23 protein-coding genes are annotated in these 25,652 nt (G+C 36.8%); 12 read left to right on the top strand and 11 right to left on the bottom strand.

Translation table 11 applies throughout. From position 1 onward, the window contains the following. Positions 1–7 precede the first annotated feature (7 nt). Positions 8–1,156 carry a DUF4221 family protein gene (locus AAGF08_RS00930; protein ID WP_343509010.1) on the bottom strand — a complete coding sequence of 383 codons (1,149 nt, stop codon included), beginning with the start codon at positions 1,154–1,156 and terminating at the stop codon, positions 8–10. A gap of 141 nt (positions 1,157–1,297) precedes the next feature. After that, positions 1,298–1,603 carry a DUF4286 family protein gene (locus AAGF08_RS00925; protein ID WP_343509009.1) on the bottom strand — a complete coding sequence of 102 codons (306 nt, stop codon included), beginning with the start codon at positions 1,601–1,603 and terminating at the stop codon, positions 1,298–1,300. A 112-nt stretch (positions 1,604–1,715) separates the two neighbouring features. On the opposite strand from AAGF08_RS00925, the gene AAGF08_RS00920 reads away from it, so the two are divergent. The 10 genes from AAGF08_RS00920 (at position 1,716) to AAGF08_RS00875 (ending at position 11,616) form a co-directional block, all read left to right on the top strand. After that, entirely contained in the window at positions 1,716–2,384 is a 669-nt protein-coding gene (locus AAGF08_RS00920; protein ID WP_343509008.1) for a carotenoid biosynthesis protein, read from the top strand. Between the two features lie 53 nt (positions 2,385–2,437). Further along, positions 2,438–2,884 (top strand): sterol desaturase family protein, encoded by a 447-nt coding sequence (locus AAGF08_RS00915; protein ID WP_343509007.1) that lies wholly within the window; start codon positions 2,438–2,440, stop codon positions 2,882–2,884. Continuing rightward, the gene (locus AAGF08_RS00910; RefSeq protein ID WP_343509006.1) at positions 2,881–3,777 is read left to right on the top strand and encodes a MerR family transcriptional regulator; all 897 of its coding nucleotides are present in this window, start codon (positions 2,881–2,883) and stop codon (positions 3,775–3,777) included. Before AAGF08_RS00915 ends, AAGF08_RS00910 begins: the two co-directional genes overlap by 4 nt. Before the next feature lie 194 nt (positions 3,778–3,971). Then, entirely contained in the window at positions 3,972–4,484 is a 513-nt protein-coding gene (locus tag AAGF08_RS00905; protein WP_343509005.1) for an RNA polymerase sigma factor, read from the top strand. 4 nt (positions 4,485–4,488) lie between these two features. Further along, on the top strand, positions 4,489–5,967 hold the full coding sequence (locus AAGF08_RS00900; protein ID WP_343509004.1) for a phytoene desaturase family protein: 1,479 nt from the start codon (positions 4,489–4,491) through the stop codon (positions 5,965–5,967). 24 nt (positions 5,968–5,991) lie between these two features. After that, the gene (locus AAGF08_RS00895; RefSeq protein WP_343509003.1) at positions 5,992–6,834 is read left to right on the top strand and encodes a phytoene/squalene synthase family protein; all 843 of its coding nucleotides are present in this window, start codon (positions 5,992–5,994) and stop codon (positions 6,832–6,834) included. A gap of 1 nt (position 6,835) precedes the next feature. After that, positions 6,836–7,543 (top strand): lycopene cyclase domain-containing protein, encoded by a 708-nt coding sequence (locus AAGF08_RS00890; protein WP_343509002.1) that lies wholly within the window; start codon positions 6,836–6,838, stop codon positions 7,541–7,543. 6 nt (positions 7,544–7,549) lie between these two features. Next, entirely contained in the window at positions 7,550–8,395 is an 846-nt protein-coding gene (locus AAGF08_RS00885) for a 4-hydroxy-3-methylbut-2-enyl diphosphate reductase (RefSeq protein ID WP_343509001.1), read from the top strand. 23 nt (positions 8,396–8,418) lie between these two features. Next, complete coding sequence (locus AAGF08_RS00880; protein ID WP_343509284.1) at positions 8,419–9,132, top strand: fatty acid desaturase; 714 nt, start codon at positions 8,419–8,421, stop codon at positions 9,130–9,132. A gap of 81 nt (positions 9,133–9,213) precedes the next feature. After that, positions 9,214–11,616 carry a TonB-dependent receptor gene (locus AAGF08_RS00875; RefSeq protein ID WP_343509000.1) on the top strand — a complete coding sequence of 801 codons (2,403 nt, stop codon included), beginning with the start codon at positions 9,214–9,216 and terminating at the stop codon, positions 11,614–11,616. On the opposite strand, the gene AAGF08_RS00870 is transcribed toward AAGF08_RS00875, so the two are convergent. From AAGF08_RS00870 to aqpZ, 3 genes are all read right to left on the bottom strand, one after another. Beyond that, the gene (locus AAGF08_RS00870) at positions 11,613–12,059 is read right to left on the bottom strand and encodes a DUF1905 domain-containing protein (RefSeq protein ID WP_343508999.1); all 447 of its coding nucleotides are present in this window, start codon (positions 12,057–12,059) and stop codon (positions 11,613–11,615) included. The genes AAGF08_RS00875 and AAGF08_RS00870 overlap by 4 nt on opposite strands. 143 nt (positions 12,060–12,202) lie before the next feature. Beyond that, the gene (locus tag AAGF08_RS00865) at positions 12,203–12,673 is read right to left on the bottom strand and encodes an outer membrane insertion C- signal (protein ID WP_343508998.1); all 471 of its coding nucleotides are present in this window, start codon (positions 12,671–12,673) and stop codon (positions 12,203–12,205) included. Between the two features lie 64 nt (positions 12,674–12,737). Beyond that, positions 12,738–13,421, bottom strand: a complete 684-nt coding sequence (gene aqpZ / locus AAGF08_RS00860) for an aquaporin Z (RefSeq protein ID WP_343508997.1) — start codon at positions 13,419–13,421, stop codon at positions 12,738–12,740. Between the two features lie 577 nt (positions 13,422–13,998). On the opposite strand from aqpZ, the gene AAGF08_RS00855 reads away from it, so the two are divergent. Further along, positions 13,999–15,051 carry a putative zinc-binding metallopeptidase gene (locus tag AAGF08_RS00855; protein ID WP_343508996.1) on the top strand — a complete coding sequence of 351 codons (1,053 nt, stop codon included), beginning with the start codon at positions 13,999–14,001 and terminating at the stop codon, positions 15,049–15,051. Here AAGF08_RS00855 and AAGF08_RS00850 read toward each other — a convergent pair whose 3' ends face one another. Both AAGF08_RS00850 and AAGF08_RS00845 read right to left on the bottom strand, forming a co-directional pair. After that, positions 15,052–16,386, bottom strand: coding sequence for a glycosyl hydrolase family 28 protein (locus AAGF08_RS00850; protein ID WP_343508995.1), 1,335 nt, complete (start codon positions 16,384–16,386; stop codon positions 15,052–15,054). Positions 16,387–16,502: 116 nt separating this feature from the next. Then, complete coding sequence (locus tag AAGF08_RS00845; RefSeq protein ID WP_343508994.1) at positions 16,503–17,492, bottom strand: amidohydrolase family protein; 990 nt, start codon at positions 17,490–17,492, stop codon at positions 16,503–16,505. A gap of 112 nt (positions 17,493–17,604) precedes the next feature. Between AAGF08_RS00845 and AAGF08_RS00840 the strand changes: the two genes are divergently transcribed. Continuing rightward, complete coding sequence (locus AAGF08_RS00840) at positions 17,605–17,925, top strand: Dabb family protein (protein ID WP_343508993.1); 321 nt, start codon at positions 17,605–17,607, stop codon at positions 17,923–17,925. Positions 17,926–17,972: 47 nt separating this feature from the next. Here the strand turns inward: AAGF08_RS00840 and AAGF08_RS00835 are convergent, their stop codons facing one another. From AAGF08_RS00835 to polA, 4 genes are all read right to left on the bottom strand, one after another. After that, a complete protein-coding gene (locus AAGF08_RS00835; RefSeq protein ID WP_343508992.1) occupies positions 17,973–19,118 on the bottom strand; it encodes a YncE family protein in 1,146 nt (381 codons plus the stop codon). Between the two features lie 16 nt (positions 19,119–19,134). Next, the gene (locus AAGF08_RS00830) at positions 19,135–21,120 is read right to left on the bottom strand and encodes a hypothetical protein (RefSeq protein WP_343508991.1); all 1,986 of its coding nucleotides are present in this window, start codon (positions 21,118–21,120) and stop codon (positions 19,135–19,137) included. A 132-nt stretch (positions 21,121–21,252) separates the two neighbouring features. Continuing rightward, a complete protein-coding gene (gene radA / locus AAGF08_RS00825) occupies positions 21,253–22,626 on the bottom strand; it encodes a DNA repair protein RadA (RefSeq protein ID WP_343508989.1) in 1,374 nt (457 codons plus the stop codon). A 114-nt stretch (positions 22,627–22,740) separates the two neighbouring features. Continuing rightward, complete coding sequence (gene polA / locus AAGF08_RS00820; protein WP_343508987.1) at positions 22,741–25,566, bottom strand: DNA polymerase I; 2,826 nt, start codon at positions 25,564–25,566, stop codon at positions 22,741–22,743. Positions 25,567–25,652 lie beyond the last annotated feature (86 nt).

Raw genomic sequence — 25,652 nt, 5'->3', positions numbered from 1 at the left:
GTTGGTTTTAAAAATCAAAAGTGAATACTGCGTAGCCCAGCTCGTCTTCGACATTAACGTAAGAGTAGAGGTTTCCGTCTTTGAAGAAAGGAAATTCGGGGAACTCCTCTAAGTCTTCAAATTCTGTTTCTCCGATAAGAGTTAGGTTTTCGTCAAAGGCTAATAGGAAGACTTGCCTTTTGGATGGGATATCTTCAGAAAGACTTGGTTTGAGGAAATTGGCAAACCGAAAAAAACACTTCCTGCTTTCATCCCAGACCAATTCTCCAAAAGTGATTTGTGAATGTATTTTATTGACTTCTTCCCGCCAGCCTTCTCTTTCTGTGAATTCATTTCTAGTAGGAGGTTCGGTTTTCTCTTTAGGAGTTTGTTTTAGCTCATAAGAATAGCGTACTAATGAGTCACTTTTTGGTTCGATCATATAGATATCACTTGTCACTGAGGAGGTGACAAATAACTTATCGAAAAACTCGGATAGAAAAAACTCTTCTGCATATACCTGCATCATAGGGCCATCGCTAAGAATAACTTTATATGCTTGTGTTTTGTCCAAGGTAGGCATTGGGTAAAGCCTTCCTTCTTTGCTTTCTCTATTGATTATTGCAAGCTCGACTGGCTGGTCTTGCTTATCAAAATCCGAACCTGGCACCGTATTGTACCATTTCAAATCTTCGGTTACCTTTAGCCGATTATTTTGGAGGGTTTTATCTTTGATGCCTTGGAGGTCCTCTTCTTCGAGATTGATTGTCTCATGTTTAATGCCTTTAAAATCAAAAATCGCAGCAGTATTGAAACTCATCAAATAGAACTTTTCATCAGAAATGCGGTCCAAATTCCACAGGAAACTCCCTACTCCATTAGGACCTTCCTGTTCGTAAGGAATTTTTTTTTCTAGATTCAGTTGGTCTAGGTTTATGACTGAAAGTTGGTTGTCACTTTCAGTAAACAAAAAGAGCTTTTTTCGATCTTTACTGATATCTGCCAATCTAAGATGATTCGATAAATCAATGATTTCTTTACCGGGATTGACTACTAGTGTGTCGATTGAGAAAGTTAGATTTGCTAGGGAATTATCGGCATTAGGTGATTTTGAGTCCTTGGACTTTCCACAGGGAAAAAATGAAGGCAGACAAAAAAGTAAGAGTAGTTTCCGCATTCTATTTAGTTTAGAAAGGAAAATAGTTAATACACATCAAAAATTTTAGTTAACATATCTAAAAATTAATTTTCAGCCTTTCAGAGTTACTGCCTACAGAGACTAAAAACCAACCTCCGGTAGGCAAGCTTCCTGCTGAAATTACTTCACCAATTCCATCAATGTTCGGAAAGGAATGGCTTTCTCGCCATATCTTGCCTGTGTCTCATATCTCAGGGCTTGTGCAAAACGGCTTTCGTATTCAATGAGTTTTTGGGTGTTTTCAGTGAAGAACTGCAAGCTGTAATTGGTCACACTATCATCTGGACTATTCAATAGCCTGAAAAATTTATGTTCTAAAAATAGACCCGTTGCAAAAATATCCGGGATATGCGTGTCTTTCATCCATTGGACAAAATCCTCTTCTATTTCGTTATTGACCGTAAAAGTGATGTTGTAAAGGATCATAATAGAAGGTATTTGGATGGAATTTCGTTTTTTTGCAAACAGAATTAAGAATTCAAAGTTAGGAATCCCAAAGCTAAAAACTGAATTTACCCTTACCAAAGCTCCCGATTTTATGCATAAAGTTGCCCAAGCTCCACCCGAAGCACAGGATAAACGTTTACTAATTGCCAAAATCATTGTCGTTGCATTGTATCTGGTGGGGGCTATAGGATTAAGTATTCCTGAGTATAGAGTTTTTTTTCAAGATCTGACACCTGCCCAGTTATTAGTGACTCTTGGTTTGATTCTTTTTTTCCATAGAGGTTGGACAGATTTGTTTCCAATATTTGGAGCACTGGCTTTTTGGATTGGATTTGGTTCAGAGCTAATAGGGATTCATACCGGTTATTTGTACGGAGATTACGTGTATGGACCCACCTTGGGGCCTAAGCTTTGGGAGGTACCATTAGTGATTGGGGTCAACTGGTTTATTTTGGTTTACTTAACTGGCTCGGTTTTTTCTAGAAGTATTACCAATGATTATTATGCGGCATTTATGGGGGCTGCGGCCATGACAGCCTTTGATTATGTAATGGAACCCGTGGCTACAGCTTTGGATATGTGGTATTGGAAGTTTGATATTATCCCATTTGAAAACTATTTGGGGTGGTTTGGAGTTTCCTTTTTGATTCATTTGCTGTATCGAAAAATAATTTTTGAAAAGTTTAACCCTTTGGCGACTTTTCTATTGATATCTATGATTCTCTTCTTTGCTGTTTTGAATTTTACGTTGGATATCTAACGATTTCAAAATGAAGTTTAAGAACAATTAGGAAGCTTTAAAGTTGTCTTAAAATGATTCTAGCTATTTGTTTCACCGTTTTAGGTTTTGCTTTGATGGAATTCTCAGGATGGGCTATTCATAAGTATTTAATGCATGGCCCTCTTTGGATGATTCATAAGACGCATCATCAACCAAATAAATACGCATTTGAATTGAATGACCTTTTTTCATTGCTATTTGGAAGTATCGCTTTGATTTTGATATTTCTTGGAGTCGATGAATTTGACTATCGGTTTTGGCTCGGAGTTGGAATCAGTTTATATGGAATTTTGTATTTCTTTCTTCATGATGTTTTGATTCATAGAAGAATAAAATGGTTTCAAAAACCAAAGAATGCCTTTTTAAGAGGCATTTTTAAAGCCCATCAGGCTCATCATCGTACGAATAAAAAAGACGATGCGGTTTCTTTTGGTTTGTTTGTCGTACCTAGGGAATATTTTAAAGAGGAGAAAAAGTGAGCACGTATTCAATAAAGGACTTAGAGCAATTATCAGGAATAAAAGCACATACACTCCGCATTTGGGAGCAACGATATGATCTGCTAAAACCTAAAAGGACAGAGTCCAATATCAGATATTATGACGATGAGGATTTAAAATTAATTCTCAACGTCTCTTTGTTATATGATAATGGATTTAAGATAAGTAAGATTGCCTCTATGTCTAGTGAATCGATACAGGAGGAAGTTATGAGTCTTACCGATAGATCATTAACCCATGACGATCAAGTCCATGCATTGACCATTTGCATGATCGAGATGGATGAGGATCGATTTGATAAAATCCTCACCACCAATATTATTAAACTTGGATTTGAGCAAACTATGCTCAATATCATCTACCCGTTTCTCTCTAAAATTGGATTGCTTTGGCAGACGGGAGCAGTAAACCCGGCCCAAGAGCATTTTATTTCTAATCTGGTCCGACAAAAATTGATTGTGGCGATAGACGGACAGATCTCCACTGGCACAGGAAAGAAATTCCTCTTGTTTTTGCCCGAAGGAGAATTACATGAGATATCTCTGCTTTTCGCAACCTATTTAATCAAAAGCAAAGGTCATAAAGTAATCTATTTGGGGCAAAGCACTCCATTTAAAGATGTAGAAGCTGTTTACGACCTATTAGAGCCAGATTATATCCTTACGGTGATGACGACTCTTCCTGGAGGAAGAACAGCTCAGGAATATATCGATTTACTCTCTAACAAATTTTTAAAATCTGAGATTTATGTTTCCGGCTACCAAGTGGTTGGCCAGGATTTGACTTTGGGTCCCAATGTGAAACAGTTTACATATATAAGAGACATTAAAGATGTTTTAGAAGAGATGGAGCAAGTCTTCATTGAGAAATAGTTTATCAAAATAGCATATATGTTAAACAAAAGCATTTCCTAGGAAATGCTTTTTTTATGCTTAAAAACCTCCTTTAAAGGCTTAAAATCTACCGTTTATCCATTTTTGTTTAATTATATACAAATTTACTTAAACAAAAGCTTGGAAATTTGTTTAAAGAACATTAGGTTTGATTAAACAAAAAACAATTAGCCATGACGACTCTAGAATTTAGTTACTCTTTAAATAACCTTTCAAGTTCTTTGAAACCATTTGCTATGAAGTTGACAAGAGACATCGATGATGCAAATGATTTACTTCAGGATACAATGGTAAAAGCTTTTACCAATAGAGATAAATTTGCGGAAGGAACTAATTTGAAAGCATGGCTTTATACCATAATGAAGAATACCTTTATCACCAATTATCAAAAAATGGTGAGAAGAGGAACATTTGTGGATACGACGGATAATCTACATTATATCAATTCAAGCAATGTTCAAATTGAGAATGGTGTGTTCGGAAATTTGGCAATGGATGATATTTATGAATCTATTGAAAAATTAGATGACGTATTCAAGACTCCTTTCTTAATGCATTATAGAGGTTTTAAATATCATGAAATTGCGGAAAAATTACAGATTCCTATTGGAACTGTGAAGAATAGAATTCATATTGCCCGTAAGCAGCTCAAAGAAGATTTGATGGTTTACAAGCATAAAAATTGATTCTATGTCCCAGAAACATGCGATAGTAATAGGTTCGGGTTTTGCCGGCCTATCAGCAGCTACGCATTTGGCATCAAAAAATTTCAGGGTCACATTAGTTGAAAAAAACGAATCCCCGGGTGGAAGAGCTAGAAAGTTCAATCATCAGGGGTTTGTTTTTGATATGGGACCAAGTTGGTACTGGATGCCGGATGTTTTTGAAAAGTATTTTGCAGCTTTTGATAAAAAGCCTTCTGATTATTACGATCTAATTCGTCTGGATCCCTCTTATGCTGTCATTTATGGGGAAGGAGATATTCTGGATATTCCTGCGGATTTAGCTGAGTTCAAGCAAATGCTGCATGAAATAGAACCTGGTGCGGGAAATCAGCTAGATCTTTTTTTGAAGCAAGCAGCTTATAAATATCAAGTAGGCATTCACGATCTTGTAACCAAACCAAGTAGGTCTCTATTTGAGTTTACTTCTCCTTCCTTGCTGGTAGACATGCTACGAATGGATATTTTTCAATCCATGGCAAAGCATGTTCGTAAATTTTTCAAATCTGATAAGATCATCCGGTTGATGGAGTTTCCTGTTTTATTTCTAGGGGAGACTGCGGAGAATATTCCTGCTTTGTATAGCCTTATGAACTATGCCGATATCGCATTGGGGACTTGGTATCCAAAAAAGGGAATGCATGAAATAATCAAGGGGATGGTTAGTCTTGCAGAAGAAAAAGGAGTGAAATTCCTGTATAACTCTGAAGTGGAAGAAATTGAAATTGAAAATGGAAAAGCGAAAAGAGTTAGACTTATTTCAGGGGATAAGATTGAAGCTGATGTTGTAATTGCTGGGGCAGATTATCACCATGTGGATAAGCATTTGATTAATCCAAATTACAGTAACTATTCAGAAGAATATTGGGATAAGCGGGTCATGGCTCCCTCAAGTTTGTTGTTTTATTTGGGAATTGACAAGCGCGTAAAGAATCTTCGTCATCATAATCTGTTTTTTGACGAGCCGCTTGGGCCTCATGCAGATGCGATTTATACCAATCCGAGATGGCCAGAAAAGCCATTGTTCTATGTATCAGTTCCTTCGATTACAGATAACACTGTGGCTCCTGAAGGAATGGAGAATATGTTTTTATTAATCCCACTTGCACCGGATTTGGAGGACTCGGAGGAATTGAGGGAAAAATATTTTCACATCATCATGGATAGACTTGAGAAAATTACAGATCAAGAGATCCGTTCTCATATCATTTTCAAAAGGTCCTATGCACACAGTGACTTTAAGTCAGATTATCATGCTTACAAAGGGAATGCTTATGGTTTGGCCAATACATTGACACAAACTGCAATTTTGAAACCTTCCCTAAAAAACAAGAAAGTTTCTAACTTGTATTATACTGGACAATTAACTGTTCCTGGTCCAGGGGTACCTCCATCCTTAATTTCTGGACAGGTTGTTGCCAATGAAGTAATAAAGGAAAATATTTAGTGAATAATCGATATATTAAACGTGATGAACCCAAGAGAGCTATTTGATCAAACAACCTTTGAATGTAGCAGACTGATCACACAAAGATACAGTACAAGCTTTACCTTGGGCATTAAAACGCTAGATCATAAATTCCACATGCCCGTCTATGCAATTTATGGCTTTGTTCGGTATGCGGATGAAATTGTTGACACTTTTCATGATCAAGACAAAGAGAAACTATTGGCAAGATTTAAAAAAGACACTTATGAGTCGATTGAGGCAGGTATTTCTCTAAATCCAGTATTGCATGCCTTTCAGTTGATCGTCAATAAGTATAAGATTGGTCTTGATTTGATAGAAGCCTTTCTACACAGCATGGAAATGGATCTTGATTTTAAGACCTATGATGATAGTAAATACCATGAATATATTTATGGTTCTGCGGAAGTTGTCGGATTGATGTGTTTGAAGGTATTCTGTGAAGGGGATGATGCCGAATATGAAAGGTTGAAAGGACCAGCATGTAAATTGGGGGCAGCATTTCAAAAAGTTAATTTCCTAAGAGATATAAAAAGTGATTATGAGGAAAGGGGAAGAGTATATTTTCCCGGGGTTGACTTCAATCATTTTGATAAGATTATCAAGAAACATATTGAAGAAGATATCCAAAAGGATTTTGATGATTCATTAGTTGGAATTGAGCAATTACCCGATGGAGCGAAACTGGGAGTAAAAGTGGCATATCTCTATTATCAAAAGCTATTTGATAAAATAAAAGGATTACCTGCAGAGACGATTACCAGAACTAGAATTCGAATTCCAAACTCCAAGAAAATTTCACTCCTTATAGGAACGTATTTCGTAAATAAATTAGGAATTTCGTAACATGGAAAAGTATTTATACTTAGGTGTCAATATTTTTGCAATTTCATTTCCCTTGATTCGGTCCTTTGAATCAAGAATTAAGTTTGCCACTAAATGGGGCTCACTATTTCCCGCAATTTTAATAACTGGAGCTTTCTTTTTGATCTGGGATCACTGGTTTACTGTAATGGGTGTTTGGGAATTCAACCCAAGATATATTTTAGGTATTTATTTTTTTGAATTGCCTTTAGAAGAATGGCTCTTTTTCTTTACTGTACCTTTCGCTTGCGTTTTTATATATGAGGTTCTTAACTACTTCTTTCCTAAAGATCCGTTGAAAGATTTTGGAAAGCCTTTTGTCTATGTCATGGTACCCCTACTCATTGGATTTGGGTTAATGCATTTGGATAAATGGTACACTTCTGTTAACTTTTTTGTAGGAGCTATTGCTTTAGCGGTTCATTTTCTGGTGTTCAATGACAGGTATTTAGGAAAATTCTTATTTGCATATCTAGTCCATTTGATTCCTTTCATTCTTTGCAATGGGGTATTAACTGGAGGGCTTACTAAAGAGCCAGTAGTAATATATAATAATTTAGAAAATCTGGGAATCCGAATATGGACTGTTCCTATAGAGGATACTATTTATTCAATGACATTATTGTTGATGAACGTTTCTTTCTTTGAAAGATTTAGGAGCCAACAAACAATTCAATCTCTTGAAAGTTAAAAGGCTATGAAAAACCTAGAAGTACATATTGATGATCATTCAGGCTTTTGCTTCGGTGTTGTCTATGCCATTGAAATGGCGGAGGAGATCCTTGATGAACAAGGATACTTGTATTGTTTAGGGGATATTGTTCATAATGATGAAGAGGTAAATAGGCTAACTCAAAAAGGATTGAAGATTATCAATCACGAAGAGCTAAAAACCTTAAATGATCAAAAAGTTTTAATAAGAGCGCATGGAGAACCGCCTTCAACCTATGAGTTGGCTATAAAGAATAATCTCACTTTAATTGATGCAAGTTGTCCTGTTGTATTGAAGTTGCAAAACAGGATTAAAAATTCATTTGATAAAGATGAGACAATCTATATTTATGGAAAACATGGGCATGCAGAAGTAATTGGACTTTTAGGTCAGACAAGTAATAAAGCTGTGGTTTTTCAAGATATATCTGAGTTGGATCTTGCCACTCTGCCAAAGAACATTACGCTTTATAGTCAGACCACAAAAAGCACAGATAAATTCTATGAAATCAATGAGATTTTAAAAAATAATGGGATTTCTGTTAATACAAATGATACGATATGCAGACAAGTATCAAATAGGGATAAAGAACTAAGAGCATTCGCCGAACGTTTTGATAAAATCATATTTGTAAGTGGAACTAAATCATCCAATGGAAAAGTTCTATACAATGTTTGTAAAGAGAAGAACCCAAATACTTTTTTCGTATCAAATGCAGAACAGATAGAGTCAGATTGGTTTAACAATAATGAAACGATCGGTATATGTGGAGCGACTTCGACTCCCATGTGGCTGATGGAACAAGTTCGAGAAAAGGTCTTGACTTTTTGAAAGAACTCAACGTGCTTGCAGTAATGAATGCAGGAAAAATCACATCCTCAAAATCTCAAATTGACCCTAAAGGCGTATTGATTGCATTTGGGATTATAATTACTTGGTTCGTTTTTCTCACATATTTGTTGGGAACAGAAATTAACTGGAGTAATCCCCTGGTATATATTGCAATTCTCATTCAAATGCATCTTTATACCGGCCTATTTATTACAGCCCATGATGCCATGCATAGTTTGGTTTCATCAAATAAAATTGTAAACAATTTAATTGGTGTTTTTGCAGCACTTTTATTTTCCTTTAATTTCTATTGGAAATTATTTCCAAAACACCACGAACACCATCGTTTTGTAGCCTCTGATAAAGACCCGGATTATCATCATTCTGATAACTTTTTCTTATGGTATTTTAGTTTTATCAAACAATATCTGAGTATCTGGCAACTATTATTAATGGCTGTTACTTTCAATATTTTGAAGTTGTTTCTGCCTGTTGAAAACCTGATTGTTTTCTGGATGCTGCCTGCAATACTGTCAACATTTCAGCTCTTTTATTTTGGCACATACCTTCCTCACCGCGGTGAGAGTGACAACATTCACCATTCCAAAACTCAATCTAAAAATCATTTATGGGCTTTCATTTCTTGTTATTTTTTCGGTTATCACTATGAGCATCATGATTCGCCAGGTACTCCTTGGTGGAGACTTTGGAGAGAAAAAGAAAAACAAAAAGCATAAGTTCTTTGATTTTTGTCAATAACTACTAAACCTGGAAACCTTTTGGATCATAATTGTTTTTCTAGGTATCAAATGTTTCTTATGAAAAAACGACTACTAACAATCATCCTAATTTTAATTTCTTTGACAAGTTTCTCTCAAGGAATTATTCGAGGTAAAATAACAAATCCAAACAATGGGCAGCCAGTTGCATTTGCAAATGTGTTGGTATTAAATACTGATTTTGGTGCTATTTCAGACGAGGAAGGGTTTTTTGAAATCGAAAATATTCCTGCCGGACTCTATAATGTCAGGGCAAGTTTTGTAGGATATAAGACAGAAACAAGGTATGAAGTAAGGGTAACCTTGGCGAAAGCTGTTCAATTAGATTTTGAGCTTCAGGAAGATGCTTCGGAACTGAGCGAGGTTGTGGTTAGTTCTGAATTTTCAAGATCGGAAGAAACGCCTCTTTCAGTAAGGAAACTTAACAGCAATGAAATAGAAAGATATCCGGGTGGAAATAGAGATATATCAGTTGTAATTCAGGCATTGCCGGGTGTAGCAAGTACCCCCAGTTTTAGAAATGACATCCTGATTAGAGGAGGTGCTCCAAATGAAAACAAATTTTTTGTGGATGAGATAGAAGTTCCGGTAATAAATCATTTTTCCACCCAAGGTTCTTCTGGTGGCCCCGTTGGGATATTGAATGTGAATTTGATAAAGAACGTTGACTTAATTGCTGGTGGTTTCCCCTCAAATAGAATGGATGCACTAAGTTCTATTTTCGAAATTCAATTGAAGGATGGAAATAGGGAAAACATGCAGACTCAAATGACATTAGGAGCTTCTGAGTTAACACTTTCGAATGAAGGCCCACTGGGTGATAATACTACCTATTTACTTTCTGCAAGAAGATCTTATTTGCAAGGATTGTTCAAAGTTTTGGGACTTCCTTTTTTACCCACATTTAATGATTTTCAGCTAAAGACAAAAACAAAACTAAATGACAAGACCGAATTGACATTTTTGGGCGTCGGAGCAATAGATCAGTTTGTCCTCAACGAAGAAATCCCTGAAGATGAAACTGGAGAAGAATTGGAAAATCGCCTTTATTTATTAGATGTATTACCAGTACAAAGTCAGTGGAATTATACCACTGGTATAAAATTAAAACGATTTAGGGAAAATGGGTTTTGGACTTTTGTGTTAAGCCGAAACATGCTAAATAATGAAGCAGAGAAGTATTTTAACAATGAAGAAAGCTCTGAATCCAATCTTTTGTATCGTTACTTATCACAGGAATCTGAAAATAAATTTAGAGCTGAAAACAGCATATTTGGAACTGGATACTCCATAAAATTTGGAGTGAATTATGAATATTCAAGGTACTACATCAAAAATTTTGACAGGTCTGCATTAGCGAATACAGGAGAAGTGATTGATGTGGAATCAACGTCTAATTTCAACCAATACGGCGCTTTTATTTCCGGAACTAAATATTCCAAAGATGAACGGTTATTGCTTTCAGGAGGTATCAGAATTGACGGTTCAGATTTTGGGAGTACAGCTTCTAATCCTTTTAATCAACTGAGTCCAAGAGTATCGGTTTCCTATCAATTAAGGCCAAACCTTTTTGCAACCGCCAATGCAGGGATTTATTATCAAAAACCACCTTATACGGTTTTAGGATATCGAGATAATTCAGGGCAATTGGTAAATCAAGATTCTGATGTGAGATATATTCAGAACAGCCAATTGATTGCAGGATTAGAATTTTTAGTGCCTGAGAAAAACAGGAGATTTACCATGGAGGCCTTTTACAAGAAGTATAAAAATTATCCTTCATCCGTCAGAAATGGGATAGCATTGGCAAATCTAGGCGCAGATTTTGGTGTAATTGGTAATGAAGAAGTCGTTTCCAATGCCAATGGAAGAGCTTATGGTCTAGAATTTTTAGCCCAACAAAGGCTTTTTAATGATTTTTATGGAATAGCCTCTTTGACTTTGGTAAGGAGCGAATTTACCAACCCCAATACAGAAGGTTATGTTCCTTCCTCCTGGGACAATAAGGTCATCGTGAGTTTGACTGCTGGGAAAAGATTTAATAAAAACTGGGAAGTTGGAACGAGATGGAGGTACCTTGGAGGTACTCCCTATACTCCCTATGATGTAGAAGAATCATCACTCATTAGCAATTGGGACCTTCGTGGTCAGCCTATTTTTGATTATTCCCAGATAAATGAATTTAGGTTAAGGGCTTTTCATCAATTGGATCTAAGAGTAGATAAGAAGTACTACTTCAAAAAGTGGAGTTTAAATTGGTATGTGGATATTCAAAACCTATATAATTATGAAGCGGACCAGCCTGATTTGTTGGTTCCAGTAAGGGGAGAATCAGGGGAAATTCTTATAAATCCTGAAGATCCAACACGCTATCAGCTGAAATTTATTGAAAACACTGCCGGTACTATTTTGCCGACTGTTGGAATAATCGTAGAATTTTAGGCTAAAGAATTAATCAGTTTAATAATACGTTCAGCTTTCGTTTCTTCTTTTTTGCTTTCGAAAATATAAGTTATCCATCGCTTTTTTTCTGCATCGCTTAAAGCAAGGTAACGTTCAAGTTTTCCGGGTATATCCGATAAACAGTCGATCAGTTCTGAAGGGATTTCAGTAGGAATTTTATCTTCAAAAAGTTCTATAGAAACTGTTTGTCCCACCTCCTTTTTAAGTTTTAGCAGAAGTGGTTTTGGAATTGGCAAAAATAAATTTCCACCTCCAAAAGGCATTAAATGTTTTCCCTTAAAAGCGATTTGATCAACAGATCCACTTACTCTGATCATCCCAAAAGGCAGATTGGATAGTTGGATTTTAAGAGGAACTTTGATATAAGTCCATCCTCCTTTACCGCGAAATTTTTCTATTAAAAATGAACCACTTACTAACATGCATTTTCCTTAAGGGTCAGGAAATTTTTGTTCAGCCTTAGTAGGATGCTTCTAGCTGCACATCCCAAATCAATCGTTGTTTGGATTAATTCCCAGGCTTTGGAAAAAATTAAAATAGCGGGATCGAATCCCGCTATTTACTTTTAATTTGTTGCGTTACTTCCGTCATTCCCGAATCTCCATCGGATATTTAAGCCAAAAACATCGGCAAAAAAGTCGGTATTTTCCACGATCCTGAAAGTTGGTCGCCAATCTGCTCCAATTACAATTGGAACTTCCTCAAATGCATATTCAACCCCTATTTCACCAGCGACTCCAAGTGCAAAAGGATCTCCTATAAACAAAGAAGGACCAAATCCAGCGTACCAGTTGAAATCACTGGTGCTTATAGGTCTATATAAAGGATTCCAAATCGCGTCAATACCTACCCCTCCACTACCAAAACTCACATCAGCATGAATTCGGCTAAAGTCACTCAGTGCGAATACTCCATCTATAGCAACATTGTTTCCATAGAAATTACCAAATCGAAGACCTACTTCTTGCGCATTGCTCTTTAAACTAGCTGCACAGGCAAAAAACGCAACCAGAAATAAAATCTTAATATATTTCATTTTAATAAAGGTTAAGTGACATTAAAATATTTCTTTTAGCAAAGGTTTAACTTTTTTTGGAAATTCATTCTGTAGGGGACAAAAATTTATATACAATTCCTGCTAAAACGGCTCCGATAATAGGTGCTATCCAAAATAGCCATAATTGCTGTAAGTAGATTCCTCCAGCAAAAATAGCCTGACTAGTACTTCTAGCAGGGTTGACAGAAGTATTGGTTACTGGAATTGAAATCAAATGTATCAGCACTAAAGCTAAACCGATAGCCAAACCTCCAAAGCCTGCAGGTGCCTTCGGGTGCGTAGCACCTAAGATTACAATTAGAAAAAAGAACGTCATTACTATTTCCGTTATTATGGCAGAAGTCATGGAGTAGCCTCCCGGAGATGCTTCTCCAAATCCATTTGAAGCAAACCCTCCTAATTCTACACCAGGTTTGCCAGTTGCAATGCTAAATAAAATAGCCGCACCAGCTAAGCCCCCTAATACTTGGGCAATTATGTAAGGAACTAAATCTTTCCTATCAAATCTTCCTCCCATCAATAATCCTACAGAAACCGCAGGGTTTAAATGACAACCACTCACATGGCCAATAGCATAAGCCATTGTTACCACAGTAAGACCAAAGGCAAAAGCTACTCCTACAAATCCAATTCCCAGTTCCGGAAAAGCTGCTGCCAGAACAGCACTGCCACAACCGCCAAGGACAAGCCATAGCGTTCCAATAAATTCTGCTACAAGTTTTTTCATAAGATATCAGGTTAGATGGTTTTATCTAAAGGAATTTAAAGAATAAACTTGTAATCTTCTCGTAAAGAAACCCTCTATTTTGTAGTATTGTCAGAAAAAGTGTAGTGATCTTAATAGTATTTCAGGTGAAAAAATGCATTTTCTGAATAAATTAGCGACCTATCAGGCATATAATTTATTTTAGTTTACCTAATATTTTTCCTCTCGTCCGGATTTAATAATGGAACCATAAGTGCGACAAGAATTTTCATCGGATCATAACCTGCTAGAACAACTCCTAATCCCACGATTATATTTCCCTCTATATCTTTGGCAAGAAGTAATTCCTGGATAAAACAATAAGATCGATAACTATCCAGCCAAGAATGGACTTTTAAATAAATTCATGCCAAAGTTGCCAATCTGAATTATCCTGAGTCCAGTGAATTTTAGTAGATACCAAGAATTAATGAGTTTTCCTTCAAATTGGCTTCAATCTATCTAAAGCGTCAAATGATTTTGGAAAAACATTTGAGTCTCTAGTGAATCATTCCGCTGGAACTCTGTTAACATTACATCAAACAATAGCTATTTGTAAATGAAAATTTTTGAATGTGACAACTGTGGCTATCCACTTTATTTTGAAAATCAAAGTTGTGAAAAATGCAGTCATTTATCTGGATACTCAGACTTGCATCATGGAATGAAAACTTTTACATCTGTTAATGGAAATTTAAAATCAGACAGGGATGGGGAGATTTTTAAATATTGTAGGAATTCTGTCTCAGGGGTTTGTAATTGGATTATTCCCTTTAAAGAAGAAAGGGAATACTGTTTAGCTTGTTCACTAAATCGAATCATTCCAGATTTATCTATCCAGGAGAATACAGAGAAATGGCAAAAGCTTGAAAATGCGAAACATAGGTTGGTTTATCAATTACAACGACTAGAATTGCCTATTTCTCCCCGATCAAGTGATGTTAATAAAGGTCTCTGTTTTGATTTTGTAGCGAAACAAGGTAATCCAAAAGTAATGACTGGTCATAATAATGGAATTATTACAATTGTACTTTCAGAAGCAGATACGGTGCATAGAGAGTACGTGAAAAAACAGTTGTCGGAACCCTATCGAACATTGATTGGTCATTTTAGACATGAAGTAGGACATTACTATTGGAGTTTGTTAGTTTCTGGTAATCAAACAACCCTTTCGGAATTCCGTGAGGTATTTGGTGACGAACGTACAGATTATAATCAATCATTAAATAATCATTATCAATTTGGAGCCACTTCAAATTGGCAAGAAAGCTATATTAGTCAATATGCTACTTCTCATCCTTGGGAGGATTGGGCAGAGACATGGGCACATTATTTACATATTATGGATATGACAGAGACTTCATACTTCTTTGGTGTGGAGGTAAATCCAAATGTAAAGGATCAAAGTTTTAAGGGTAAAGTAAATTTTGACCCCTATGAAATTATGGACTTTAATAAAATTTATAAGGAATGGGCTCCGATCTCTTTGGTAATTAATAGTTTAAATAGATCAATGGGAGTTCCAGATATGTACCCTTTTGTTGTAAGCCAAAACGTGATTCAAAAAATGAATTTCATACATAACCTATTGACACAGCTTAAAAGGGAATAATCAGTCTATTTTTTTACCATTTACAAGGACATTTTTTAAAGTAAATCCATTCACGATGTCAGGGTCAAAATTTTCTTTTTCTGCCTTTATATTTAGATTTTCAAAATGAAAATCTGCCAATCGATCATGTTCTGTAATTGCCACGTCAAAAAATATATTGCACTCCAGGTCAATATTCCTCATGGTAATGTGATCTGAATATGAAATAGGGACTTCTTTTCTTCCTTTTAGATCAAAAAACTGCGTCCATGGTTTTACATATATAAAGCTACGGGCTTGACCTGTAATGTTTTCTACCGTAATGTATTCATAATGCTGCGGTGTATCTGGTCTCATTTTTAGCCAAAGTAGTCGAATGGCATCTTTTACTTTTATATTTCGCAGGATGATATTTTTATTATTAATAGACTCGCTTCCATTTGTCAAGGCGGAATGGCAAAAACCGAACTCACTATCCTCAATAATAATGTTCGTGTTTTCACCATTATTAGGGTCTTCATCTGCCCAGGGACCTTTTCCTCCTTTTAGAGCAATCGCGTCATCATTCACGGCGAGATAGCATCCTTTGATAAGTACATTATGAACAACATCTAAATCTATGGCATCTGTACTTGGTGCTTTGACAGGTTCATGCGGTGAGGTGATTGTGAGATCTAGGATCTTGATATTTTTGCATTGATAATAATGGCTACTCCAAAACCCTGCATTAATAAGTTTTACATCCTGTAATTGTATATCGTTACTTTTCCAAATGAAAACTAGTCTGGGACGCGAAACTTCGAGATTAGTACAATTGGGGTCTTCCTCTCTTCTTTGCCAAAAAGCTTTCCAGAATTTTAAGCCATTTCCATTAATAGTTCCCTGTCCTGTGATAGAAAAGCCATCTACTTCATAAGCATTTACCAAAGCAGCAAAGTAATCTAGATTTTGTCCCTCCATTCTGGAAGGAATTTTAGGATAATTTGAAATATCATCTGACCCTTTTAAAACAGCACCTTTTTCTAAATGGAGATGTGTATTTGGTTTAAAAAATAAGGCTCCACTAAGAAAAGTTCCTTTTGGAATAATGATTACCCCACCTCCACTTTGACTGGCTTGATCAATAACTCGTTGAATTTTTTCAGTTTGTAAAATGGTACTATCTACGAAGACTCCATGTTCTGTAATTACATATTGCTTCCCCAGATTTTCTAATTTGAGCTTCGAATAATCATGAAACCAAGGAGAGATTTTTGTTCCATCTGGCCAGAGATCTTGACAAATTGCTTTTTGATTAACCCATGAACATAGAGTGATCCAGAGAAAGAAAATAGATAGGAGTTTTATTCTATTCATATGAGCAAGCGCAATTTTCCAGTGTTGAAAGGAATTAGATTGATCATGGAAAATAATAAAAAAAGGATAGGAGATTGTCATCAACTATCCTTTTGTAAATACAGATTCAGGTATTCTTACTTGAAATCCTCTTCATTTAGGTTAAAAAAGCGAACGGCATTATGAAAGAAAATGTCTCGTTTTTGATCATAAGAGAGATAAGTGGCGTTTTGGATTAAGCCAATTGAAGTTTCCAGAAGTTTCGGCCAAATCATCAAATCTGTGCCATACATAATTCTTTTTCCAAAACCTGCTTGAACGAGTCTCTTTAGATAATCATGGACTTCATCTTGTGGATAACTCCAGATCAAACCTGCCAAATCCACATATACATATGCATTTGCTCCCATCAATGCGATCATTTCATCTACCATTGGGTAACCTGCATGCATCACCCATATTTTCAATTTAGGGTGTCTTGCCAGCAAGTCTTCCAATAAGAAAGGGTTCCCCATAGAGGCTCTATATTTTGGAGATGTAATATTTGCCATGCCATTTCCTCCTGTTCCCATATGTATTCCAACGGGAACACCTAGTTCCTCTGCAACGCCAAAATATTCATCAAGGGACATATCGCTAGGTGACATTCCTTGATATTGTGGAGCAATTTCACCCATTACTTTATAAAATCCCCCTGATAAGGAATCTCTGAAGGCCTCTACACTCATATCTTGCCCAATTCCTATAGATGGAATAATCCGATCTGGAGCAGCTTCATGCCATTTATGTAAAATCTCTGCATCTCCACTTGCTATCATGGTTACATTCAGGCGATTAGTTGCGTCGATTATTGCATTCTGCATTTCCTGGTCTGACTTTGCAGGTTTTAGTGGATCAACACAATCGGTGTTTAAAAAGCTTGGGGCTGGCTGATTGGGACCGCTCCCCGGCATTGAGGTTAGAAACCAAGGGCAAAGATCACTTGCGAAATTGGGATTGACTTTAGAAGCATGGACATGTACATCGATTATTGGAAGCATTTTCTTCTCGGCCTGGGCAAAAACTTTAAATTGATAGGACAAGAAAATTGCAACTACTCCGAATTTTAGAAGTAAATTTGATTTCATAAATAGGTCATTAAATGATTTTGTAACTTTACTAAGTTATTGTTTCTAAATGACAAATTAGATTTTCTGCGTTATAATTATATCAATATTTTTCATTCTAAATTCTTTTACCATGATAAATCACTGCGTGTTTTTCAAACTTAAGTATCCTAGAGCGTCCTCAGAAGAAAGGATATTTTTAAATGCTGCTAAAAAGCTATCCACCATTTCAGGGGTGAAAAATTTCCAAGTACTTATTGAAACTAGCTCAAAAAATGAATTTGAATACGGCCTGAAATTGGAGTTTGATACTTATGAATCTTACAAGGCTTATATTGAGCATCCACATCGCGCAATCTTTTTAAAAATGTATTGGGATGATTATGTGGAAAAGTATTTAGAGATTGATTTTGAATTAATGAGTTTTGTCAATGCGAATTCGATTAATTACTAAACTAAAAAGGATCCAAAATCGGATCCTTTTTAGTTTCGCTTTTTGAATTATTCCATCTTCCAAAATATAATACCTCCGGCCTGTTTTCCCATGTCTACCGAGGCTACTTTTTTGGCATTTTTAATATCAATAACATCCATTGTCCCCGGTTCACCTCCAATACCTTCTACAGAAATAAAAGCAAATTTACTATCAGAAGAAATTGTTACACCATGAGTAACATTTCTGGTGTTTTTGATTCTAGGAAGTTCTTTTCCTTTTTTCAGATCCCAAATACCTGTTTCTCCACTGCCTTTATAGGTGGCAACAAGGTATTTTCCATCTGGTGTAACATCGCAATTATAGGGAGCTTTTCCAGTTTTGAACCTGTTTGTAATTTCCCATTTTTCAAGATCTACTTCTAAGATCTCGTCAGATCCATTTCCTGCAACATAAACTTTGCCATTTGTGGGATGAGGAATAGCCCAGGTTGGCTTAGTCTCACTATGATACATAGGAGCAGATTCAGTCATCATCGTATGCCCCATTTTTGAATGATCCATTTTACTATGATCCATACCTCCCATAGCTGGCATTTCTTCTGCTATTCCATCCAAATTTAGCTTGCGGGTAACTTTTAACTTGGTGGTAGAAATTTCAAATAATTCGCCAGACATCATACCCACGGAATAATGAAATAATCCGTCAGATGATATTCTTGAGCCGTGGGGCATAACTCCTGTCTCAATTCTTTCAATTTCAATCATTTCCTCTGGATCTACGACAGAAACAGTACTTGGTACCATATCTCCGTGAAGATCAAAATTGACGCAATACAAAAGTCCTGTGGTTTTAGAGACTTGAAGAGAAGCTGGAAATAGGCCCAGTCGAACCGTGTCTACAACTTCATTGCTTTCAGTTGAATACTTATATAAGGTGCCATAGGGATTACCATGAGCCAGAGATAGATACCAATACTTTCCATCAGGACTTACATTGATTCCATGTGGTCCTTCTATCTCAGCTGGCCAGATTCCAACTGGAATAGTCTCTTCTACAGTTGCATTTTTTCCGTCAAATTTAATCAAGGCAACTTCATCCTCCGATTCAGCAGTAACATAGACATAATAATCTTGAGCCTTAACCCCAAAATTGAATGTCAAGAATGCGGTTACTAGGAATATAGACTTCTTTAAAACTGATTGTACTTTCATATTCAAGGAAATCAATTTATTTATTATCAATCTTCGCATTATCTGGTACTATTGGCTGAAGCTTTGCTGACCACAAGCCACTATTCCAATCAGAATAGAAAATATGACCCTTATGAGGTTGAGCACCCCATGTGAAAGGGGCATTGGCAACATAACCATCCGGATCTTCTGGAACGATCCAGGCTATTTCACGACCCTGTCTATTTAAATCTCCTAATAGTTCACCGCTGATATCAACCACTCTGACACCGCCATTGTAAAATGCAGCATATAAAATATCATCTTCGATCCAGAAGTTATGTGATCCGGCAAAAGGCACCTGGAACCAAGCCACTTCTTTGGGGTTTTTGAGATCAGTAAAATCAATTATATGAAGGAATCCTGCTGCTCTACTTGGTTTTCGACCACTAGGATCTAGTCCATAAGGGAATTCTTCATCGCCTAGAATTACATAAAATTTGCCTGTTTTCTCATCTTTATAAGGGAAAGCTGCGTGATTAGAGCCACTTGGATAGGCATAACTGGCGAATTGTACTGGATTAGAAGGTGTTCCTCCAGCAATTCCGTTTCCTACGTCGACTAATTGTACTCCATCTGTCCAATTGGATGAATATGCAATTCCATCATGGACCCAAACATCGTGAATGGAATGACCTGGAGTATCTAATTCAAATTCACCTACGATTTTTGGATTTTTTGGATCTTCAATATTGATGGAATAATACTTTCTTCCAGCGCTAAGCGCATACACATGGTTTTTATAAATGAAGACATTGTGAACCCCACCAGTAAGATTTTCAGAAAATTCAGAAATAATTTTGGCATCTCTTGGATTACTTACATCAATAATGACCAACCCATTTTTTCTATTTGAAGCTCCTTCCCGTGAGATCACTGCTACTTTTCCATCTTCTGAAACTTTCACATCGTTTACAGTTCGGGCATCTACTTTTACAGAATCGACTAACTGAATTCCTGCAGGGTCTGTGACATCCCAAAAGTAAGCTGTTCCATCAGCTCCCCATGTTCCAGTGACAGCATAATCCTTTCCATCCTCTCCTTCCCATATCCATAAATCAGATGTGTGTTTGTTGTTTACAGAGCCTTGTCCAACAACATCAATTTTTCTGCTGACATTTCTATTATTTGCTTGTACAGTGATCGAAGCCGCGGCAGGGCCTGAAGTGGCGTTTATAACATAAACACCTGGCTGATCAGCGACGAATTTTCCTTCTTCCGTAATCAGACCTGATGGTGCTGCAGAAACGTCAAATGACTCTCCGGTAAATGAATAATTGATAGGAGCATCTGTTACTTGATTTCCGGCTTTGTCCAAAGCCATCGCAGTTAAAGTAAAAACGTCTCCAGACCTACCCTCAACCATATCTGACGTCAATAGGATTTCTGCAATGGGATTCTCTATTACATTAATTTCTATGGTTTCGTTTACGCCATCTACAGTTGCTGTAATTTTTGCTGTTCCTTTTTCTTTAGGAATCAGTTTTGTAAAAGGAGCAACAGAGATGATATCCTCATCTGAGGAAGACAACTTGATAACTTTTTCAGGCCTTTCAAAACCGGCTTCATCGGTAACTTTCAGTTCAAGTGGAATAGGGATTCCAGCATAAATGTTTTCAGGAATACCTTGTACTTCAATTTTAGAAATGGGAGCTGGCTCCACTGTCACAGTTATATTGGATCTAAGCTGAGGATCTCCTGGACTTATGACAATTACATCATATTCTCCATGTTTGATAGCAGTCGCTAATCCAGTGGTATCCACAACGGACAGGGCACGAGAATTTCTGGAGAAAAAGATAAATTCTCTGTTTTCAATTTTATTCCCGGCATTGTCTAAGACGACTGCATCCAGTTGTTTGGATTCCCCAATCTTCATGGTGACAGTCTCAGAACTTACTTTAATGTTCAAATCCTGTGCTTGAAGAATTCCAACATTAAAAACAAGGATGAAAACGAAAACATAGATAAAAAACTTTTTCATAGGTTCGGATTTTTTTTAATTCTGAATTTAACGAATCCTTTATTCCAAACCATAAGAAATTTGGTATTTTGCGTAGCTAAACAATTTTGAATTAAAAATTCAGTTTTTTTAACTCACACAGAATGTAGAAAATCAAAAAATCTTCTGATATACTTCTTCCAGCTTGCTGACTGCAAGTACCTGAATTTTGTATTTGCTCAGATCGAGTCCTTTTACAGCATATTTTGAAACAATAATTTTTTTAAACCCCAGCTTTTCAGCTTCAGAAATTCGGTTTTCGATGCGATGAATGGCTCTGATTTCTCCACCCAACCCTACTTCTCCAGCAAAACAGATATCTTCAGATACAGGAGTATCCTCATAGCTTGAAATCAAAGAAGCACAAACAGCTAGATCCAATCCAGGATCGTCAACCCGTAATCCACCAGCCACATTTAAGAAAACATCTTGTTGTCCCAGTCGCATTCCTCCTCTTTTTTCTAAAACTGCCAAAAGCATATTCAGTCTTTTAGCATCATGACCGGTACTGCTTCTTTGCGGAGTTCCATATGTTGCTGGACTTACCAGAGATTGAATCTCAATCAATAATGGGCGATTCCCTTCCATCATAGCACCGATAGCGACTCCATTTAGAACTTCTTCACGCTGGGTTAATAATATTTCAGAAGGATTAGCAACTGGCCTGAGACCCTCCGTTCTCATTTCATAAATACCAAGTTCATGCGTGGAGCCAAAACGGTTTTTGGACGTTCGAAGAATTCTATAGGCAAGGTGTCGATCGCCTTCAAACTGCAAAACCGTATCAACCATGTGTTCCAAAACTTTTGGTCCGGCAATAGATCCATCTTTGGTGATATGTCCAATCAAAAAGACGGGAGTTCCTGTTTCCTTGGCAAATTTCATTAACTCTGCCGTACATTCCCTTACTTGTGAAACTGAACCTGCGGCAGATTCTACGTATTGGGAATTTAAAGTTTGGATCGAGTCAATGACTAATAAATCAGGCTTTAAAAGTTCAATTTGCTGAAAGATGTGTTGAGTATTAGTTTCGGAAAGAACATAGCAATCCGGATTTTTGGCTGTCATCCGATCCGCCCGCATTTTGATTTGAGCTTCGCTTTCTTCTCCCGATACATAGAGGATCTTTTTGTTTTTGAGAATCAAGGCGATCTGAAGCATTAAAGTCGACTTTCCGATTCCCGGCTCCCCTCCAATTAAAACCAAAGAACCGGGTACAATTCCGCCTCCCAAAACCCGATCCAATTCATCATCACCAGTTACATAACGAGGCATCTCCTCGTAATTGACCTCATGGATTTTCTTTGGGGTGCTGGCCTTTTTTGTGCCAGAACCTGAAGGTTTCCAACTCCCTTTTCCTGCTTCCTCTTTTTGAATGACTTCTTCGACATAGGTATTCCATTCACCACATGCAGGGCATTTTCCCAACCATTTCGGACTTTGGGCGCCGCAGTTTTGACAGAAGAATGTGGTTTTTATTTTAGCCATTTTTGGATTTACGAAAAGAGAATTACGATTTACGAGATTCAGAGGAACTTCAACCCCAGTTATTTATTAACAATGAATTTAGGAGTTCGAACTACTTGATACTTTGTACTCAAGTTAGTGCGCTTGCAGCCAATCTGTTCCAGTACCCACTTCCACTTCTACTGGAACTGCCATTTTGATGGCGTTTGACATCAGTCCTGGCACAATGGCTTTTAGGATTTCCACTTCGTCTTTATGTGCGTCAAAAACTAATTCATCATGAACTTGAAGGATCATTTTTGATTTGAGGTTTTCCTTCTTCATCCACTTGTGTACATCGATCATGGCAACCTTAATCAGGTCGGCAGCAGAACCTTGAATTGGTGCGTTGATGGCATTTCGTTCAGCAAAACCACGCATGGTTGCATTTCTACTATTGATATCTCTCAGGTATCTTCGCCTACCCAAAATCGTCTCAACATATTCATCTTTTCTAGCCTTTTCAATCGCCCCATCCATATATTCTTTGACTGCTGGGAATTCCTTAAAATAAGCATCAATAATTTCTTTTGCCTCGGTTCTGGAAATAGCTAATCGCTGGGATAAGCCAAAAGCTGAAATCCCATAAATAATCCCAAAATTGGCAGTTTTGGCTTTTCTTCGCATGTCAGAAGTCACTTCTTCCAGAGGCACTTGAAAAATCTTCGCAGCTGTTGTTGCATGAATATCTCTACCATTTTTAAAGGCTTCAATCATAGATTCATCTCCTGAAAATGAAGCCATGATTCGTAATTCTACCTGAGAATAATCCGCTGCCAAAAGGATGTGATTTTCATCTCTTGGAACAAAAGCCTTCCTTATTTCTCTCCCTCTTTCAGTTCTGATGGGAATATTTTGCAGGTTTGGGTTTATGGAAGAAAGTCTACCTGTAGCTGCCACAAACTGATTATAGGTAGTATGGATTTTTCCTGTTTTGGAATTGATCATCGTGGGCAGCGCATCAACATAGGTAGACTTAAGTTTTACCATTTGACGGTAGTCGAGAATAGCTCTAGCAATTTCATGCTCATTAGCAAGTTTACTTAATACTTCTTCCCCAGTAGCGTATTGCCCGGTTTTGGTTTTTTTCGCTTTTGGATCAAGCTTTAGTTTGTCAAAAAGGACATCACCCAACTGTTTGGGGGAGGCCAAATTAAATCTTACGCCTGCTATTTCGTAGACTCTATTTTCTATTTCTTTGCTTTCTTTTTCAAGGAGAAGAGACATTTCAGCAAGACTTTCAGTATCAATTCTTACTCCTTCAAATTCCATCTCAGCAAGTACATTAATCAATGGATTTTCTACCTCATAGAAGAGTTTTTCCAAATCGCTTTCTTTGAGTAATGGATCAAGCTTTTCTTTGAGTTGGAGGGTAATATCAGCATCTTCAGAAGCGTACTCTGTAACTTCATCTTCTTCGACATCCCTCATATTTCCCTGATTTTTACCTTTTTTACCAATCAGCTCAGTGATTGAGACTGGCTTATAATTCAGATAATGTTCCGAAAGCCAATCCATGGAATGCTTACCTTCCGGTTCTATCAGATAGTGGGCAAGCATAGTATCATATAGCCCTCCTTTTACCTTGATATCATAATTTTTGAGGACTAGGATATCATATTTAATATTTTGACCAATCTTAAGAATTTTTTCATTTTCGAAAACAGGCTGAAGTAATTTTAAAATTTCCAGCGTTTCAGCTTTTTCGGAAGGACAAGGAATATAATAGGCCTCTCCTGATACATAGGAAAAAGAAATACCTACTAATTCTGCTTCCATTGCATTTACAGAAGTGGTTTCTGTATCGAAACAAAGCTCGTCTTGAAGAAGTAAATAAGAGACTAACTCTTCAATTGCATCTGTACCCTTAATTTTATGGTATTGATGTGCTGATGTATGAATGGTGGAGGGTTCCTGAGTGGGAGCAATATTCACAGATTCTTCCTCAAAAGTTATTTCTTTTTTTGAAGTTGAAGGAGATGAATCTCCAAACAGGCCGAGTTGATCATTTCTTTGGATAGATGCTTTTTTGTCTTTTTCGTTTTTGAAAACTCTGCTCGCTAAAGTCCTAAATTCTAATTCTCCAAAAAGTGTTTTCAAGGCTTCTTCATCAAATCCATCATAGCGTAAATCTTCTTCTACAAACTTTACTGGAACATCTATTTTGATTGTTGCCAATTCTTTCGATAATAAACCCTGTTTTCCAAAGTTTACCACATTCTCTTTTTGCTTTCCTTTTAGATCCTCGGTGTTTTTGATCAATTCCTCAATAGTCCCATATTGTTTTAGAAGCTTTACAGCAGTTTTTTGCCCAATTCCGGGGATTCCTGGAATATTATCAACAGCATCTCCCATTAGACCTAAAATATCGATCACTTGGTCTACCCGCTCGATATCCCATTTTTCACAGATTTGTTTTGGTCCCATTACTTCAACCCCATTTCCCATGAAGGCAGGCTTATAAAGAAAAATATGATCATCCACTAACTGACCATAATCCTTATCAGGAGTCATCATATACACAGTAAAATGCTCTGCTTCAGCCTGTTTGGCCAAGGTCCCAATGATGTCATCTGCCTCGAATCCATCCATTTCCAGAATAGGAATATTAAAAGCTTTTACAATTTCTTTGACCCAAGGGATCGCGGCACCAATGTCTTCGGGCTGTTCTTGTCTATTAGCTTTGTAGGCTTCGAATTGAATGTGCCTGAAAGTTGGAGCTTGTGTATCAAATGCCACTCCAATATGTGTAGGTTTTTCCTTATCCAAAACTTCAAGAAGTGTATTGGTAAAACCAAGCATAACTCCAGTATTCAAACCCTTACTGTTTATTCTAGGGTTTTTACTAAAAGCGAAATGGGCCCTATAAATAAGAGCCATTGCATCTAATAAAAATAATTTATGTGCTTGTTTTTGGGACATTATTAAAGTATTTTGAAGAAGTTTATTTCTCTGATTAGCTGTGGTAAGTTACAAAAAATAGCCTTTGGTAGGGCTTGACTTTTAAC

The organism is Algoriphagus sp. SE2 (genome assembly GCF_039563885.1).
Classification (GTDB): domain Bacteria; phylum Bacteroidota; class Bacteroidia; order Cytophagales; family Cyclobacteriaceae; genus Algoriphagus.
The sequence above is the reverse complement of the archived record's forward strand: the minus strand, read 5'-3'. Positions and strand labels throughout refer to the sequence as shown.